Below are 17,298 nucleotides of genomic sequence, written 5' to 3'. Positions count from 1 at the left end.
TCATGGTCGCTCACGTTGCGCTGAGATTCTTCATGATGATACACCTGTCAGATCATCAAGGATGGGTCGCCGCTGTCAAAATGAAGCGCATAGCGGCATCGAGGATTTCTGGCTCGACGCTATCGCTCGTACTCGCCGCACAAAATGAAGCCCGACCACTTTTGATGGCCCGGCAGAAGTCAGCCTCGGAACGCTACTGCACGCCGCGCCGACTTCCGTCGGCAGAGGGAGGGCTCCTGCCGACGGTCCATTTGCGGCGAGGGCATTCGCCGCTAGCCATAAATCCTTTACGAATGAAATCTGGCGTTGCCTTTTCCGTTCGACCGACCCAGGGAAGGAACTCGGCCTGATGCTCGTCGGCGCGAGGATTTGGCGACCAACGCCCAGCCCTTTGGCTGCCGCCGATCGCCGCGAACGGCCAGTGTTAGCTGAGAGACCATCGAAAAGCGCGGCCAGACTGAACGAGCGCGCGGCTTGACACGCGACGTATACGGAGAATGTTTTTTCTTGCCTAGGCAAAGATCGATAACCATCGTGATAGGATCGAACCGACGCTTTTGTTATGCGACGTCCTGCAAAAATGGTAAAATCGATTGTGTTGATGGGCCATATCTACACAGTGGATCATTTGGTGACGTTGGCGACTTTGTGCTTCTGGAGCGTATGCGCGGAAGCTGAGTGGAACCATGCGCCCTGCGCCCATGTGAGCCGCGGCAAGCGCTGACGCCCACCAGGTGGAGATAAACGATACGCGGCGAGACGATTGTGCACAAAGAACGAAGAGCAGGATGCGGCGCCTGTGATCACAGGACTCTCCCAGTCGAGGCTCTAACTTGGCGCCACGCGCGTTGTTCGGCCGAGCCAGGCGCGGAATGAGCGGTGAGAGACGGCAACGTGCGGCCCGACGGACAGCAGTGCAGTACCTCCCCAGCGTCGTTCGACGGGCGGATCGCGCATGGTCGCCAGCCAAGCCGCACGGTAAACGCTACACCAGCCTTGTTACAGCCAGGACCGGCCGGAAAAAGCCAATTTCAACATCTGACGTTTTCGAATCAATAAGCTCGGGTTTGCCCGGAGGACCGTCTTCAGGTTGGTTAAGGGGCTACGATGCCGGGTGGATAAGAGAGCTTGATATGAAGGAAGGAGCAATGCCATCGGTGGTGACACGCTACGACTAACTTGTAACGAACTGCCCTCGACCAACTCGCTTTGTATATCCCAATGGCTGGCTGCGCTTAGTGAGCCCACGCCCCAATCACCAACGGATGCTTGCCTAGTCTCTTCTTCGCGCCCATATGCACCGTGGGATAGACGACGTCAGATTCTATGGGCAGGGTGAACTGCAGTCGCTCCGGACTATTCGGGTCCAATCCTGGACCCGACTCTCGTAAGCCGACCACCATACTATTTGAGACAGATCTGGCCATGCTGACTCTCGGGTACCTCGTTGCTCCGCTTAGCGCCTCGACGGCGCTGATGATCAAGTTGAGGACCACCTATCGGACTTATAACTCAATTTGCCCGAATGAGTGGCCGGGCTGTGACGAGCGCTGAGTCACGGGCGGCACCATTCGCCTGCACGCGCAGCATTCGCTCGCGCTGTCGGTTTCGAAGCTATTGCTCATGCGCGTCGCGTTCGAACCGCGCCCACCATACTCAGTCGCTCTCCTCGGGCAGGCGATAGATTGAGGCAAAGCGCAGCAGCCGCAGATCACCTTCGTGTTCGTCCGCGCCGCGAACTGCAACCACCTCAGTGTGGTCACGTCACGCGATCGGTGAGCAGCCCCCTTATCTAGAGCAGCAATCGGGCGAACCCGGGCTGATCATCAGCGTCATCGCTTGGCGAGGTGGACCAGCCGTCTATGAGGACGAGCTCGGCGGCCTTCTTGGCTTGGCCCGCGCTCGCTTCGAGACGGTGATCCGACGCGATGGCGACATAGACGGCCGGCAGCACGAACAGCGTGAACAGTGTGCCGATAGCCATGCCCGCTACGACCACAAGTCCGATCGAGAAGCGGCTCGCGGCGCCAGCACCCGTTGCGGTCAATAAAGGTAAAAGGCCCGTGACCATCGCCGCAGTGGTCATCAAGATTGGACGGAGTCGGACGCGCGCCGCCACTTCGATGGCCGAGCGACGATCAAGTCTCTTATTGAGCTGCAGCTCATTGGCAAACTCGACCATCAGGATACCATGCTTGGAAATCAGCCCGACCAGTGTCAGCAATCCGACCTGAGTGTAGATGTTCATCGTCGCCGCACCAAAAAATAGCGGGATCAAGGCGCCGACGATTGCCATCGGCACGCTGACCATGATGATGAAAGGATCGCGCAGACTTTCGAACTGCACCACACGCACCAAGGAGATAATGACGACTGCAAACGCAAAGGTGATGGCAAGTTGGTTACCTTCCCTCAGATATTGGCGGGCATCGGCGAGGAAGTCGTGATTGTACCCTTCGGGCAGCTCCTTTGTCTTTTCGTCTAGGAAGTCCACAGCCTGACCGATCGTGACGCCGGGCATCGGTACGGCCTGGAAGGTTGCGGAGTTGAGTTGATTGTAGTGGGTGAGCGCGTTAGGATCGATCTTAGTCTCAATGGAGACCACAGTTGACAGCGGCAGCATCGCGCCAGATGCAGCCTTCACATAAAACTTCCCAAGTGATTCCGGGGTCAGGCGGTGCTCGCGCGACACCTATGGGATCACCTGGTAGGAGCGGCCCTCTAGGTTGAAGCGGTTGACGTAGTTTCCGCCAAGTAGGGTCGCAACCGCGCTCCCGATGTTCTGCATGGTGATGCCTAGCCCATTTGCCTTAGATCGATCTACCCTCATTCGTACCACCGGCTGGTTGAACTCAAGGTCAGAGTCGCTGACCATGAACAGACCACTCTTGCGCGCGGCATTCTTCAGCTTCGACATTTGCTCATAGATGGACTGAAAACCCAGCGTCGAGTTGATCACCATCTGCACCGGCAAGCCGCCCGAACCACCCGGAAGCGGCGGCAGGCTAAAGGCAAATGCATTGGTACCTTCATTTTTGGACAGCTCCGCCTGCACTAACGGCTTCAGCGCGATCGATGAGCGTTTGCGCTCGTCCCAAGGCTTGAGCAACATGCCGGCCATGCCACCCTGCGCACCGCTGGTGCCGCTCACGAAACGCAAGTCGGTCTCGGGAAACTTCTGAAACGCCTTGTCGAGCTTACGGCGTAATAGTCGAGGTAGTCGATATTGGCGTATTTGGGCGCCTTAGTTAGTACAAATACGATGCCCTGATCCTCCTCGGGTGCGAGTTCCTTGGACGTATGCATGTAAAGAAAACCGACGAGACCTAGCATGGTCAGCGCAAACAACCCGGTAACCGGGCGATAGTCGAGCGAGCGGTCGAGCTTGCGGCCGTACCAGCGTGTCATGGCGCCGAACACGCGGTTTACGAATCTTGCAAACCGCCCCTCCTCAGCACTCTTCAGGAAAACCGCGCACATCATCGGGGACAGCGTCAACGCGATCACACCCGACACGATCAAAGATCCCGCCAGCGTAAACGCGAATTCGCGAAACAGCGCACCGGTGAGGCCGCCGAGGAACCCGATGGGCGCGTAGACAGCGGCCAGTGTAATCGTCATCGAAACGACGGGGCCGACGATCTCGCGCGCCCCTTCCCTAGCGGCCTGCGTGGGCGTCGCGCCTGCTTCCAGATGGCGATGAATGTTCTCCACCACGACGATCGCGTCGTCGACGACCAGGCCGATCGCAAGCACCAAGGAGGGTCAGGAGATTTAATGAAAAGCCAAGTGCCAGCATCATGCTGCAGACACCAACGAGCGACAGCGGCATGGTGGCGACGGGAATGATGACCGACCGCAGCGAGGCGAGGAACAGAAAGATCACGACATTACGATCGCGACGGACTCAATGAGCGTCTTTCCCACCTCATCAATCGACGATTGAATGAATTTGGGGAGTCGTAGGCCACTTTCATTTTCACCGATGGCGGCATGTTGCGTTCCATTTCCGGAAACAATGCCCGAACGCCTCGCACTATGTTCAGCGGATTTCCTTGAGGGCTCGCCTGCACGCCGATAAAAATTGCGTGTTCGCCGTTCATGGCGACGCTGACGTCCGCGGTCTGCGCGGCAAGCTCGACTGTCGCGATGTCCTCTATGCGAACAAAGCCGTCATCGTTGGCTTTGACGACCATGCTCTCGAAGTCATCGACACTCCGCAGATCAGTATTGGCCGTCACGTCAGAGACGATGAAATAGCCCTTGGCCTGGCCGGCTGCGGCCTGGAAGTTATTGGCGGCGATTGCAGCCGAAACATCAGCCGGTGATACGCCGTGCCCTGACATTCTCGCAGGATCGAGCCATAGTCGCATCGCAAAGCTTTGGCCGCCCAGGATGTCTACCGCTGCGACGCCGTCTACGGTTGACAAAACCGGTTGTACCATGCGCGAGAGATAGTCGGAGATCGCGCTTGCTGTTAGCTCCTCGCTGGAGAAGCCGATATACATGACAGCTGTCGTCTGACCGGTAGATTTGGCGACGACCGGATCGTTCGATTCCTTGGGGATTAAGTATCTGACCGAGTTGACCTTCGAGAGGACTTCGGTGAGCGCCTCGTTTGGATCGAAATTGAGCTTGATGTAGACTTGGATCGTCGAGGTACCGAGCACTGAGGAGGAGGTTGTGTAGTCGACGCCCTCGGCCGAAGCGACCGCCTGCTCCAATGGGGTCGTGATGAACCCCTGAATCATGTCAGCGGAGGCGCCCGGATAGGAGGTCGTAATATTGACGACCGTGTTCGACAGCTTGGGATATTGCCGAATCGGCAAAACGGTGGCCGCGCGAAGGCCTATCAGCAGGATCAGAAGACTGACGGCGACAGATAGCACCGGACGTTTGACGAAAAGTTCGGTAAATGCCGTCGCAACGCTCAGATTCAAGAGACTGACATCAGCTCGCAAGCAGACTCGGGCCACCGCCACAGTGATAAATGCGGCGACTGCGATTATGCCCGCAGCATGAGTAAAGCAGGATCGTTGCTTAAAGGCTCGTGTTCATGCGCAACACCTCTCCCTCCACTGGGTCAATCGCCCGGTGGCCGGCTCGAAACACTAGAACAGAGCGCCTGAAGAAACCCGAAGAGGACGCTCGGAGGCCCGTCACGTCGCAGCAGCCAATATCCACGTTCATCTGGATCTGGCTTCAGCAGGCAGAAACAGAGCGTTGATGGAGCTCTGACGCGGAAGTCGATTCGCGTATTTCCAACTTCGTCCTCACGCTTCAATGGCAGGTAACAACCTCCAGCAAACGCATCAAGTGATGTCAGCTTTGTGCCGCACGCCGATTGCTTCGAATTATCCCGCTGCGACGCCCGAAAGTAAGAACAACTCGACAGGTGTCTCGACCCTACAAAGGTAAGCGGGGCGATATAGAATTGGTTGCTAAACCTATACTAAGGTTGCCGACAGGAACTGCGCGAGACTTGCGCGGTGATCCCGGCGCCAAGAGGATCAGTCTCACAAATGCATTCTAGCGGCTAATAACGATCCTGGTCGTCCCCGACAATCCAACCGTGATCCATTCCACGGGCGGCTAATCCTACGAAGAAGCCGACGAGCATGACCGCGAATTGTCGAACACTTGAGAAACTGGAGCAGACATCCATGCGAGAGCAATCCTATTGCTCAATGTGTTAGATCCCTTGTTCGCCCCTCAATTCATCCATAAAATGAATGCGCTCCATCATAGAAATCTATTTTACCGATCCGATTAAACGCTGCTACTCAAAGCAGCGGTTGAGCTTGGGGTCGGAGGAAGTCGTGAGGATTTTTCGTCGACTGTTAAGTGCAGCCGCACGAGATCGCCCCGTTTGCTCGTCGCTCAACGTTGAGCTCCGGAAGGGCATTACGCACGGTGGTTCAGCGATCAGTAGGCAGGCAGCCACCCGCGCGCTGGAGGCCGCCCCATCGCAAAAGGATAATTCGTGCGCCAGAACGATGCATGAGGCAGCTATGACTATGACAGCGTACGGATCCGTAAACTCTAGGGCATTGGAGCGCTTGAACCAAGCATATCGAGTGATGGCATTTTGCTTCTTTACGCAACTCCTTCGATACTTCGCTCTTTCCCTACGCAAATTCGCACACTCACTTCGACGGAAGGCTGATACTGATCCACGTACCCCCCCTGCACGATCGCCTGGAGAACATCCACGGCACGTTCGTAGCTGCAATTCGCGGGTTCAATACCTTAAGCAGAGGATAGAGCTACAAGTCGAAGAGGTTGCAAGACTTATCTGCGATGACGAGAGCGCGCTTGAGGCGACTCTACTCCTCAATGCACTCACAAGCGAGCTGGTAGCGGCGAAACTCGGCATTTGCCCGGAACTCAACGAACAAGCCGACGGTGCTGTCATAGCAGGGGGCGCGAACCGTATCGAACAGGACCATGGTGCACTGTACGAGCCCGAACAGCTTTCGCCTCTGGGGACATTTTTTGATAAAGCAGTCTTGGAACTTCCACCAAGTATGCGAACTCCTTCCAACCGGACAGAGATCGCCAAACTTGTTTTAGGACGCTCATCTATTTCACAAATTGAGCTGGGTCTTCTTATTAAGTTTATAATCGCCCTTGTCGCTGCTGCTTGATGACACTAATCGGCCACTTGCCGGCGCCTCACGCTAAAGAGTCCAAACTGATGCGATTAAACAGATATCAATCATCCTTCACATCAATGTGGACGGCTCGAGACTTTCCAAGATGGCCATCAGCAGATCGCGGATATCTAGTTCTGCCAGCCAATCGCCGAGTCCCTGCCAGGCCGGACTGATTCCGGGCGCCGCCGGCGGTTCTGCCCCGACGGACGATAGAGGGAACATCGTAGGGAGAACTCTAGGCAGGACGAAATGCCACGCATCTGCAGGATCACAGATGCCCGCCTCCTTGTCGACGCTCTATCGACCCAGCACCAGTGCGTAAAGTACGCTTGCTCGTAGCGCCCCAAGTTGCGAAAGTTCAACTGGCTGCTCGAATCGCGAGGAGAACAATGGCTAACCATGTGGCAGCGCATAACGATAAGACGAAGCGCCACACCCTTACTCTGACTCGATCGCGCCAGTTAACTAGCTCCGACGCGCAACCGGTGAAGCAGCGCCCCCGCACGACGTCGATCATCTGACTGTAGCCGTCAAACCCAAACTGTGCGCGATGTTTGCGGATGTACTTGATCCGATCATAAGGTGAGAAGCAATAGGCCCATATCTTTTGCGCCTTCTCTTGTTCGTCGTCCTTACGTCGGCCGCATTCGTCAGCTAGGGGATAATCGGCTGCGGGCGTCATGATGCTGGTGGGCAGCGTGTGCAATTGGAACATGGGCTGAGGCATGGTGCGTACCCTTCATATTCTGCGCTCCACATCTACGGCGTGACGTTACGTGAGATTCAAGCCAATTCTTGTGATGCCTCCCAAATCTAGTGGGCTCCATCGGCGGCACTACTCTCATTGGCCAGCCTGAGGAGTCGCCTTCCAATGGCGACGCGGCAATTGCTGACGTCAACGTTACCCGACAGCGGATTGTTCGCTTCGCCTCGCAAGCGCCACCGCTTCTCACGCCATCGTCTCTGCCTATCCCCGGCCGTTTTCGTCCAATCGGCGCGGATGGACGGAGAACGGAACGTTCTTGTCTTAGGCCCGCCCGTGATGGCGCCCTCCTGGCGACGGATCAGTTGAGGTCCGCTTCTGCCTTGCGATCTCTCGAAATCGGCACGGCCCTCCGCGATTTGGCGTGGTGAGCCACGAGATCGTCTCTCATTCCTTTGTCGCCTTGCGCTCTCGACATTGCGAATGATGCCGCCGCCATACCAATCCACACAATTTTGTCAGGCGCGCCGCTTAGAGGCTTGTATCGTACGTAGCGTCACATTGTACGGTCTCGAACAAGTGGCGGCGGTTCCGGAAAGGCCAACGTCTCCAGTAGCTCAAGGATCGCCAATGTCTCAGCTCGTTCAGACCTACCCCGCACGATCTCTCGCCCAACAGTGCGTTTGCCGATCCCCTCTATACGGTGAATTTCCGACTGCGCCTGCATCCGATACGCCACCGCTCCAGGCGTCTCGGCAGAGACCGACACAGCACGTCGTGATGACAATAATGGACGTGCAGTGCGTCTCGAGCGCGAGTAGTAATTGACTCTCCTTTGTCGCGTTCCGATACATATTCGCTCAACTTGCAGCGATTTTGACGATTGCTCGAACCAGCCCCCCCCAGTAGATCGAAATGCGTCTGCCGCCACGAGCGTGGCAACTCTGCCCATTTGGCCTCCCTTCTTAACAAAGCCGCTGATTGTCTCGCACAACGTACAATACGGCGCCAAATACCTATCAAAGAGGATATCGTGACTCGAAGGCATCGCCCCCTCTCGCATTGGGCCTCTAGAGCAGGTCAACATGCAGCAGCTGTCCTAGTTCTTTCGGCTTCGACCGCTCTGATATCCGAACGCTCCGTCGCCCGAGACCAAACAGGGACAGAGCAGGAGCGACGGGCCTGCACCGCGGACGTGTTTCGGCTGTGCAGCAGCGTCATACCAAATGTCGAGGCAATCACTGCTTGTCTCCGAACCAACTTCGCCAGCTTGAGTGACCAGTGTCGCTACATAATGTCAGCACGGGACAGCGCGAAAGTAAAAGACGGCCCGAAATAGCCGCCTCGCGTAGCTTCGATGGTCGCGGCGGCGTCGCTCGCAACCTGATCCGAAGAGCTGTCACTGATGTCTCGCCTTTATCCGACTAGCGCGGGTATTTGCTTTTGGACCCACCAGCCCTCGCGTCGGGAATCCGACGTTGTTTGGATGAATAGGCGCATGCACACGCTCCCATTCGATACAGTTATGATCGCCAACAGGGGCGAGATTGCTCTGCGCATCATCAAAACCTTGCGTAAGTTAGGGTTACGATCAGCAATCGTTTACCACGACGTCGATTCTGGCACGCCTGCTGTTTCTATGGCGGACACTGCAATCGCCATAGACGGCTGCTCCCCGCTCGCAGCCTATCTGGATGCCGAGCAAATCATCGCTTCGGCCGGCAGAGCAAATGCCGGTGCTTTGCATCCTGGATATGGCTTTCTGTCGGAGAGCTCGGAGTTCGCGCGCGCCGTTTCAAGTGCAGGCATCGCATTCATCGGGCCCACCTCCGAAAACATCGCACTAATGGGCGATAAAGTCCACGCTCGCAGATTTGTTCAGCGGAATGGATTTCCGGTCGCACCTTCGGCTATTGAAGACGACGATCCAGAGACCTTCACTTCCAGAGCGCGAGCGCTTGGCTTACCCCTGCTGGTAAAACCTTCCGCGGGGGGCGGCGGCAAGGGCATGCGGATCGTTCGCAATATGGACACCCTTGATGACGCGATCGCTCAAGCACGCCGTGAGGGGTTGCGGTACTTCGGTGACGGTCGGCTTTACGTCGAGCGATATGTTGAGCGGCCGCGCCACATCGAAGTGCAGGTGCTAGGGGATTCCTTCGGAAATGTGGTCCATTTCTTCGAACGGGAGTGCTCCGTGCAACGCCGTTTCCAGAAGATCATTGAGGAGACACCCTCGCCTGCCTTGTCGCCACAATTACGGAAACGGGTCTGTGATACAGCGGTCGGCATCGCTCGTAGCGCCAACTATCGAAGTGCAGGAACTGTCGAATTCATCTTTGATGGAAACGAGTTCTACTTCCTTGAAATGAATACCAGACTTCAAGTTGAGCATCCCGTGACCGAAATGGTCACCGGCGTCGACCTTGTTGCCGAACAAATCCGCATAGCTGCGGGTCACTCTCTTGCGTTTTCACAAGCCGATATCGTCTCAAGAGGCCACGCAATTGAGTCCAGGCTATATGCCGAAGCTCCTGAGCGCGGCTACGCTCCGACGACTGGCAAGATATTAGTGCTGAAGTATCCGCAGAGCGAGGGCCTGCGAATTGACAGCGGCATCGTCCAAGGTCAGCAGATCACGACAGCATTCGACCCCATGCTCGCAAAGATCGTGGTACATTCGACCACACGCCGTGCCGCCGCATTGAGCTCAGAGCGCGTGTTGCGCGAGTTGGTGCTTCTTGGTTGCGAAACAAACGCAGACTTTCTCGCGCGTGTGCTGGCAGACGAGACCTTTTTGAGCGGACAGATCCATACCGGGTATCTGGACGAGAATCCGCACCTCGCCGTCAGCCAGTCTGCGAGCGACCTCCCAGCCGTCTTGGCAGCCGCTGCACTGCTGACCAGGTCCGTTCGAGATTCGGCCGACGCCGTGCCCTTGCTTCACGCAGAGCTCGGCAAGTGGAGAAACTGACATGAAGCATTCCTTTGCGCTTGGTGTCGAGAACTATGAACTGTGGCTCTCACCTGGACAGCACGGCTATCGTCTTCACTTGAAGGACGAGGCAATTTCGCCGGTTACGTTTTCACATCAACGCAACGGCAGCGGTACTCTTGTCATTGCGAGCGATACCGTTCCGGTCCACTTCGCAATCGACGGCGATATTGTTCACCTGCATATCCGTGGCAGAACGCACATATTGACATACCGTGATCAATTACGAACGCTTGCCTGCCCAGACGAGGAGCCGGGTCACCTTGTAGCACGCGCACCGGTGCCCGGTGTCGTTATCGCGACCAAGGTTTCGCGTGGCGACGTTGTTTCCGCGGACGCGATCCTCATGTTGGTCGAGAGCATGAAGCTGGAGTTTGTCGTACGCGCCTCTCGGGGCGGCGTTGTCGAGCGCGTTCACTTTGAAGTCGGCGAAAACTTCGAGCGAGACTGCGCGCTCGTTACGATTTCCGAAGTAGGACGCTGACATGCAGCGGATTGTTTCTCGGGCGGACACCCGCTCGCAAGACTTTCGCATCAACGAGCTCCACAACCGACAGCTTGCGGCCGAGCTGAAAGAACGCCAGCGTTCCGCTCGCTTCGACCGACCAGCTCGAAAAACTGAGCGTCTGCGGCAGAAAAATAAGCTATTCGTTCGTGATCGGATCGAGGCGCTGCTTGATCCCGAAACTCCGTTTCTCGAGCTTTCGACTCTGGCTGGCAACAACGCCTATGATGGCGAGGTACCAAGCGCAGCGCAGGTTGTCGGCATCGGCATCGTAGCAGGTCGTGAGGTCATTGTTCATGCAGATGACGCCAGCGTGAAGGGCGGCGCTTGGTATCCGCTATCCGTGAAGAAGATCGTGCGGGCATTGGATATCGCGATCGAGAACCGCCTGACCGTCGTCCATCTGTGCGACTGCGCTGGCGGGTTCTTGCCTCTGCAAGCAGAGTTTTTCGCCGACCGCTATCACGCAGGTCGAATCCTGCGCAACCAAGCAATGCTCTCCAAGATGGGCGTCCCTCAGGTCGCGATAGTCATGGGGCACTGCACCGCGGGAGGGGCCTACGTACCGGCGCTGAGCGACTACAACATTATTGTGCAGGGGACCGGAGCGATCTTTCTCGGCGGCCCTCCAGTCGTAAAAGCCGCTACCGGAGAGGAGATATCTGCCGAGGAGCTTGGTGGTGCGCGCATGCATACGAGCGTCTCGGGAACGAGTGACTACTACGCGACCTCCGAGATGCACGGGATTGCCATTGCGCGGGAGCTGGTCGCTCGCATGAGTCGTCCAACGAAGGAAGCGGTTGTTCGATCCCCTTCGGAGCCACCCGCCTACGATTCATCCGAGCTGTACGGCATCCTTCCAAAGGACCCTCGCACTCAGTTCGACATGCGGGAGATCATCGCCCGGCTGGTTGATGGTAGCCGGTTCCATGAATACCAACCACGCTACGGCCAAACCCTGGTATGCGGGTTCGCGCGCCTCCATGGCTATCAGGTCGGCGTTATCGCAAACAACGGCGTGCTGCAGAACGAGAGCGTCCTAAAGGGCGCTCACTTCATCCAACTCTGCGACAAAAACCGAACGCCCCTTCTGTTCCTGCAGAACACCACCGGCTTCATGGTGGGAAGGGAATACGAACAGCGAGGCATTACCAAGGACGGCGCCAAGCTCATCATGGCCGTCTCTGGAACATCAGTGCCCAAACTCACAGTGATCTGCAACGGTTCCCATGGAGCGGGGACCTACGCAATGGCTGGTCGAGCCTTCGATCCACGGTTTGTATTTTCCTGGCCGCAATCTCAGATCTCGGCCATGGGGGCGGAGCAAGCGGCTGGCGTGCTCACCCATGTCAAAGCACGGCAATTGGCCCGCAAAGGCCGGCGTTTGACTGACCAAGAACTAGCAGCCATTCGAGAGCCAATCTTGGAAGAATACCGACAACGATCGAGTTCTTACTATGCAACTTCCGAGCTTTGGGATGACGGCATTCTTGATCCGGTAGATACCAGAAACGCGCTCTCGATCGCCTTGAGCGCCTCGCTCAATACCCGAATTGATGCGCCACATTATGGCGTATTCAGAATGTAGCGCCGAGACTGACGGAATGCAGAAGCCTACACAACATCACCTTCCATCGTGTGGACGAATTTTCTCGGACAAGAGAGGAGATCCCTCCTCTTGGCCGATCGTCTTAAATCGATCCGACGCGCCACCTCCCTCCAACGAACCGCACTCGTTTCCTGACAAGAACACGCTCACAAACCGCGAAATGCCGAAAGTACGAACCATGCAGTGCCCGAAGTGTCATGCCAACGATCAATCCGCGTCGCATGATCCCTGGAGCGGTCGTTCAGTGATCGCTTGCAAGGCCTGTGGTGCCTTTGTCGAAGGCGAGTTGGCCGAGCGCGAGAGAGCATACGCCATAGTCGCGAACGTCGTGGCGTCTCGCCTGATGGGTGAGCACAAGGGGAACGCTCTGCCCGTTGCAAGAGAGGTCCTCGCGGCGTTTGACAAAGCGGGCCTGACCATCCGACGCGCCTGAAGCTGTACGAGCGAGCCAGTGCTCGAAACAGTTCTCCAGCACCTCGCCCGCAGGTGGGTCCTGATTAATTTTCCACTCGCGTCTGCGTGACCATAGCTGACGCATCCAGGTCTTCTTCGAAGAATGGACGAATCATGACAAGCGCCATTTGTCGCTGCGGGCCCCCTTCTCGGTCAATGCAGCTCTTCACGGGATGCAGGCGACAATGCCGATTTCAGGTCACACCACGACAACTATTGCTGCCGCATACATGCCCCAACCGGAGAAAATGCTCTGATGGTCACGAAGCAACTCAAACGTAGACACGTCCAAAGATGCGAGCGATGCCAACCGGGCAATAGGCGGCGTCATTACCAACAATAGCCACCGTCGATATCTCGCAAATCGAACTAGCTCCCGCTGTGTTTTGCATCGAAAGCGGGATCAGAGAAATGCTGATCGCGGGGTCCCGCGGTCAAACGGGTTGAACGAAAATCATGAGGGAAGTTCAATGGCAAAGCCAGTTGTGATTGTGGTTGGCGCGGACAAGGGTGGGGTCGGAAAAACGACCGTATCTCGAACGCTGCTTGACTATTTCAGCGCTAATAACGTTCAGACCCGCGCATTTGATACCGAGTCGCCTCGCGGAACGCTGAAGCGCTTCCACCCCGCGATCACCGACATCGTGGATATGACGAGGACCGCGGACCAGATGAAGATCTTCGACACGCTGAACTCGGGCCTATCCGTCACCGTGATCGACGTGCGCGCAGGACTGATGTCTCCAGCTCTCGCGTCGCTGCGCGATATAGGCTTCTTGGACGCGGCGCGATCAGGCCAAATCACCTTTGCCGTATTCCATGTCTTGGGATCGTCTATCGCCTCGCTCGATGAGATCGCCGAGACGAGCAATTTCATGGGCGGCGCAAAATACTTCCTGGTCAAGAACTTCATCAACGACACGCAGTTCTTCCAATGGGACCAGTCTACGTACAATTCCTATTTTCACCGCATCAAAGACGCGACCGATCTAACGATCCCAAAACTCAACGAGATGGCCTACGAGCAGGTTGAGGTTGCTTCCGTCCCGTTCGTCAGCTTCGTCGCGAATAAAGGACCGCACGATGATACCGAGAATTACTCCTTTGTGCTGCGTGGGTACGTCCGGCATTGGCTCGCCAATGTCTGGCGCGAGTACGATCGCATCAACCTGACAGAGCTCGCCGGCGCCAATTCGGTAACCCGCGAGGGCGAAAGATAGTCCCTCAAGGACTTACGCCCCACTGGATCGCAATCTTGGTAACTCCGGTCTACATCATCTGCTCTGCGAGCCCGCAGGTCGGCAAGACGCTGATCGCGCGGCTCCTGAGCGAGTTCCTGCTTTTGAAGAACGGTACGGTGCTCTCCTTCGACATCAACCTGAAGGAGCCGTCGTTGCTCGACTACCTACCCGCCATCACTGAGACAGCAGATGTCATGGACACCTATGGCAAGATGCAGCTGGTCGATCGACTGATTCTCAATGATGGCGTGGCTAAGGTGATCGACCTTGGCTTCCACGCTTTCGACGAGTTCTTCAAGATGTGTGGGGAGATCGACTTCGTGAGCGAGGCGATACTGCACAACGTGGTACCAATCATCATGTTCGTAGCTGACCTCGACCGCGTCTCAGCGCGCGCCCATGAGATGCTACGGCGGCAGGTACCGCCACGCATCTTGATTACCGTTCACAACGAATTCGTGGTCCGCGGCGAATTGTTCGAGACGATGGGTCGGGGCCGCTTGCTCCGGTTCGCGGCGCTTCCGGTGTTTCTGAGTACTTACATTCGCAGATTTGGCTTGTCTTTCACCGGCTATCTACGCCACGAGAAGGATTCGTCGACCGAACTGCACCAGTGGATTCGGCGGAGCTACACCGTCTTTCGTGATCTCGAGTTGAGTGTGATACCACAGTGTTCGTTTTGAGCCGTGCCCCACGCCGACACGGGAAATGCGGTCGATCGGCTTCACGAGATGTAAGGTCCTCATTCAGAGTCGGGCATGATCTGACCCGGGGGTCGCGACCTACCAAACCTAAGCTAGACAACACTTTGCACACCAAAAAGCCAAAGACAGTACGACGAATAACGTACGTCTCGAACGCCTTCGCTGTGCAGTTTTGCGAGACCGTCGTTTGGCTATGTCAGCCTCACAGAGGTGATACACAATCCCGACCTTCAAATAGGCGCGCAGACGAGCGCGGGTTCGACGCCCCGGGTATGAGCAGCTAAGAACCACATTTAGGGATGAGGAATGGCCGATCTCTGCACACTGATTGAGCGCAACGCAGCGTTTACTCCTAACAAGCCCGCGATCCACTTCGAGGGTGAGACCTTAACTTACGCCGACCTAAGTCGACGCATCAACGGTGCAGCTCGGGCTCTGAAAATTACGCTCGGCGTCAACAGAGGCGATCGCGTCGCACTGCTCGGCCTCAACCGCCCCGATTATCTCGTTCTCCTGTACGCTTGCGCGCGGCTCGGCGCGATATTGGTACCGTTAAATTGGCGGCTGGCCTTCACCGAGCAGCTTTTCATCTTATCCGACGTCGGCGCCAAGGTTCTGGTTGTTGAGCTAGCTTTTGGCGCAGTTCTGCCGATTCTAGAAGAGACACTGCCCCAGGTTGCGATTGTGGGCCTCGACTTTGCGGCTCCCGGAGCCAGCGCCTGGGATGACCTATTGGATCAGATACAGCGGGACAGATGCCACGACCCCTGCGCGAACCTCGGTGACCCGCTTCTGATCGTCTACACTTCAGGGACCACAGGCCGGCCGAAGGGAGCTGTGCTGCGCCAGGAAGCCCTGTTTTGGAACGGCGTGATGAGTCAGCATATGCACGCCCTCACATCCGACGACCACGTGCTCGCCGTATTACCACTTTTCCACGTCGGCGGGCTCAACATACAGACGACGCCAGCACTACATCTTGGCGCGACTGTCACCATCCACTCAAGGTTTACGACTGACGCTACCTTTGCCGCACTCAAGCACGATCGGCCGACTTTGACCGTCCTGGTGCCTGCGATCATCCAGGCCTTGACAGGGGACCATAGGTGGTCGACGGCTGATTTGTCGTCATTGAAAGCCATCTCGGTGGGCTCGACAACCGTGCCACAGCCTCTGATTGATCGCTTGGTTACAAGCGGGGTGACCGTACTCCAGGTGTACGGCTCGACGGAAACGAGCCCCATTGCGATCTATACGAGGCTCGGGGGTGACCTTTCGCGGGAGGGGTCGACCGGCCTACCCGGACTTTGCTGCGAAGCGATCGTCATGGACGAGGCCGGTAACGAGGTGCCCGCGGGGACGCCGGGTGAGATCGCAGTGCGCGGGCCCAACGTTTTGCACGAGTATTGGGGCGATCGACCCGCCACGCGTGAAGTGATGCATGACGGCTGGTATCGTACTGGCGACATCGCTAGTCGCGACGCCGACGGTTATTTTTGGGTTCATGACCGTAAGAAGAACTTGATCATTTCTGGTGGCGAAAACATCTATCCGGCAGAAGTCGAACGTGTACTTTTGGAGCACCCTGATGTTGCACAGTGCGCCGTCATCGGCCGGCCGGATCCGCAATGGGATGAGGTACCGGTCGCGTATGTGATCAAGCGATCCGGAGCCCAGATTAGCGCGGAGGCACTCCTAACACATGTGCAATCGCATCTCGCGCGTTTCAAAGTGCCGCGGGAAGTCATTTTCACGCAAGAATTGCCACGAACCGCCTTGGGCAAGATTCAGCATACTTTGCTCAAACAACTCAATGCTCGATCAGCCGAGCAAGACTTCAGCGATTGACAATCGAAACCTCGCTTGCTTGCACCGTTTCCTGTGCCACCCCAATGATGCTCACCCGCGCGCGGCCGCGCCATGCGCGCCTAACTCTCACCGATGCGCACTTGATGGGAAAAGCCGACCCGTTGCCTCAACATGACTTCGGCTGACGGCTCGTTTGCACCGTCTTCAGCTGCCGAAGTCTGCCCTATTGCTTGCCTGCTGCTTGCCCTCCTTTTGGCGTCTCAAATGAAAGACATCGTGCAGGAGTGCCGCTTATGCGACTTATTCGGTATACCAGCACTGGCGTCTATCACGCTGATTAGTTAGTTTGCGCCAGCTCGCGCCTGCCACAAAATTCAAGGGGTTTCCCTTGAGTGGCGGGCCATTACGCTAGGCGCCGATATACGCAGGGCCAACCGCTTTTCCCTCCGGGCTACTTCGTCTCGCTCCCGAAACACCGTTGGCCACGGACCAGATCAACGGCAGCGGTTACACATCCTCGCCAACTTTTCCGCACGAAAGCTGATGCACTTGTAACATTTGTCAGGTTTTGCCGATTTGTCGCTTCAGCAACCGCGCGAAGGCGCCACACTTGCCGCCTATGT

Annotated in this window: 8 protein-coding genes and 1 pseudogene; 7 read left to right on the top strand and 2 right to left on the bottom strand. The window is 56.8% G+C overall.

Features of this window, described 5'->3' with window-relative positions:
- Positions 1-1,792: 1,792 nt before the first annotated feature.
- Positions 1,793-4,934 (bottom strand): annotated as a pseudogene (locus NLM25_RS07860) (efflux RND transporter permease subunit).
- Between the two features lie 1,125 nt (positions 4,935-6,059).
- Between NLM25_RS07860 and NLM25_RS07855 the strand changes: the two are divergent.
- Positions 6,060-6,647: a hypothetical protein gene (locus NLM25_RS07855; RefSeq protein ID WP_254136595.1), complete on the top strand. Its 588-nt coding sequence runs from the start codon at positions 6,060-6,062 to the stop codon at positions 6,645-6,647.
- A 367-nt stretch (positions 6,648-7,014) separates the two neighbouring features.
- Here NLM25_RS07855 and NLM25_RS07850 read toward each other — a convergent pair whose 3' ends face one another.
- Positions 7,015-7,383: a hypothetical protein gene (locus tag NLM25_RS07850; RefSeq protein WP_254136594.1), complete on the bottom strand. Its 369-nt coding sequence runs from the start codon at positions 7,381-7,383 to the stop codon at positions 7,015-7,017.
- A gap of 1,501 nt (positions 7,384-8,884) precedes the next feature.
- Between NLM25_RS07850 and NLM25_RS07845 the strand changes: the two genes are divergently transcribed.
- The 6 genes from NLM25_RS07845 to NLM25_RS07820 all read left to right on the top strand — a co-directional run bounded on the left by NLM25_RS07845 (position 8,885) and on the right by NLM25_RS07820 (position 16,714).
- Positions 8,885-10,333, top strand: a complete 1,449-nt coding sequence (locus NLM25_RS07845) for an acetyl/propionyl/methylcrotonyl-CoA carboxylase subunit alpha (protein ID WP_254136593.1) — start codon at positions 8,885-8,887, stop codon at positions 10,331-10,333.
- A gap of 1 nt (position 10,334) precedes the next feature.
- On the top strand, positions 10,335-10,838 hold the full coding sequence (locus tag NLM25_RS07840; protein WP_254136592.1) for an acetyl-CoA carboxylase biotin carboxyl carrier protein subunit: 504 nt from the start codon (positions 10,335-10,337) through the stop codon (positions 10,836-10,838).
- A 1-nt stretch (position 10,839) separates the two neighbouring features.
- Positions 10,840-12,447, top strand: a complete 1,608-nt coding sequence (locus NLM25_RS07835; RefSeq protein ID WP_254136591.1) for an acyl-CoA carboxylase subunit beta — start codon at positions 10,840-10,842, stop codon at positions 12,445-12,447.
- A gap of 944 nt (positions 12,448-13,391) precedes the next feature.
- On the top strand, positions 13,392-14,141 hold the full coding sequence (locus NLM25_RS07830) for a hypothetical protein (protein WP_254136590.1): 750 nt from the start codon (positions 13,392-13,394) through the stop codon (positions 14,139-14,141).
- Positions 14,142-14,173: 32 nt separating this feature from the next.
- Entirely contained in the window at positions 14,174-14,845 is a 672-nt protein-coding gene (locus tag NLM25_RS07825; RefSeq protein ID WP_254141128.1) for a hypothetical protein, read from the top strand.
- A gap of 327 nt (positions 14,846-15,172) precedes the next feature.
- Positions 15,173-16,714, top strand: coding sequence for a class I adenylate-forming enzyme family protein (locus tag NLM25_RS07820; RefSeq protein ID WP_254136589.1), 1,542 nt, complete (start codon positions 15,173-15,175; stop codon positions 16,712-16,714).
- The last annotated feature ends 584 nt before the right edge of the window (positions 16,715-17,298 follow it).

It is taken from the genome of Bradyrhizobium sp. CCGB01 (genome assembly GCF_024199795.1).
GTDB lineage: Bacteria > Pseudomonadota > Alphaproteobacteria > Rhizobiales > Xanthobacteraceae > Bradyrhizobium.
This window is presented reverse-complemented; position numbering and strand designations above follow the sequence as displayed.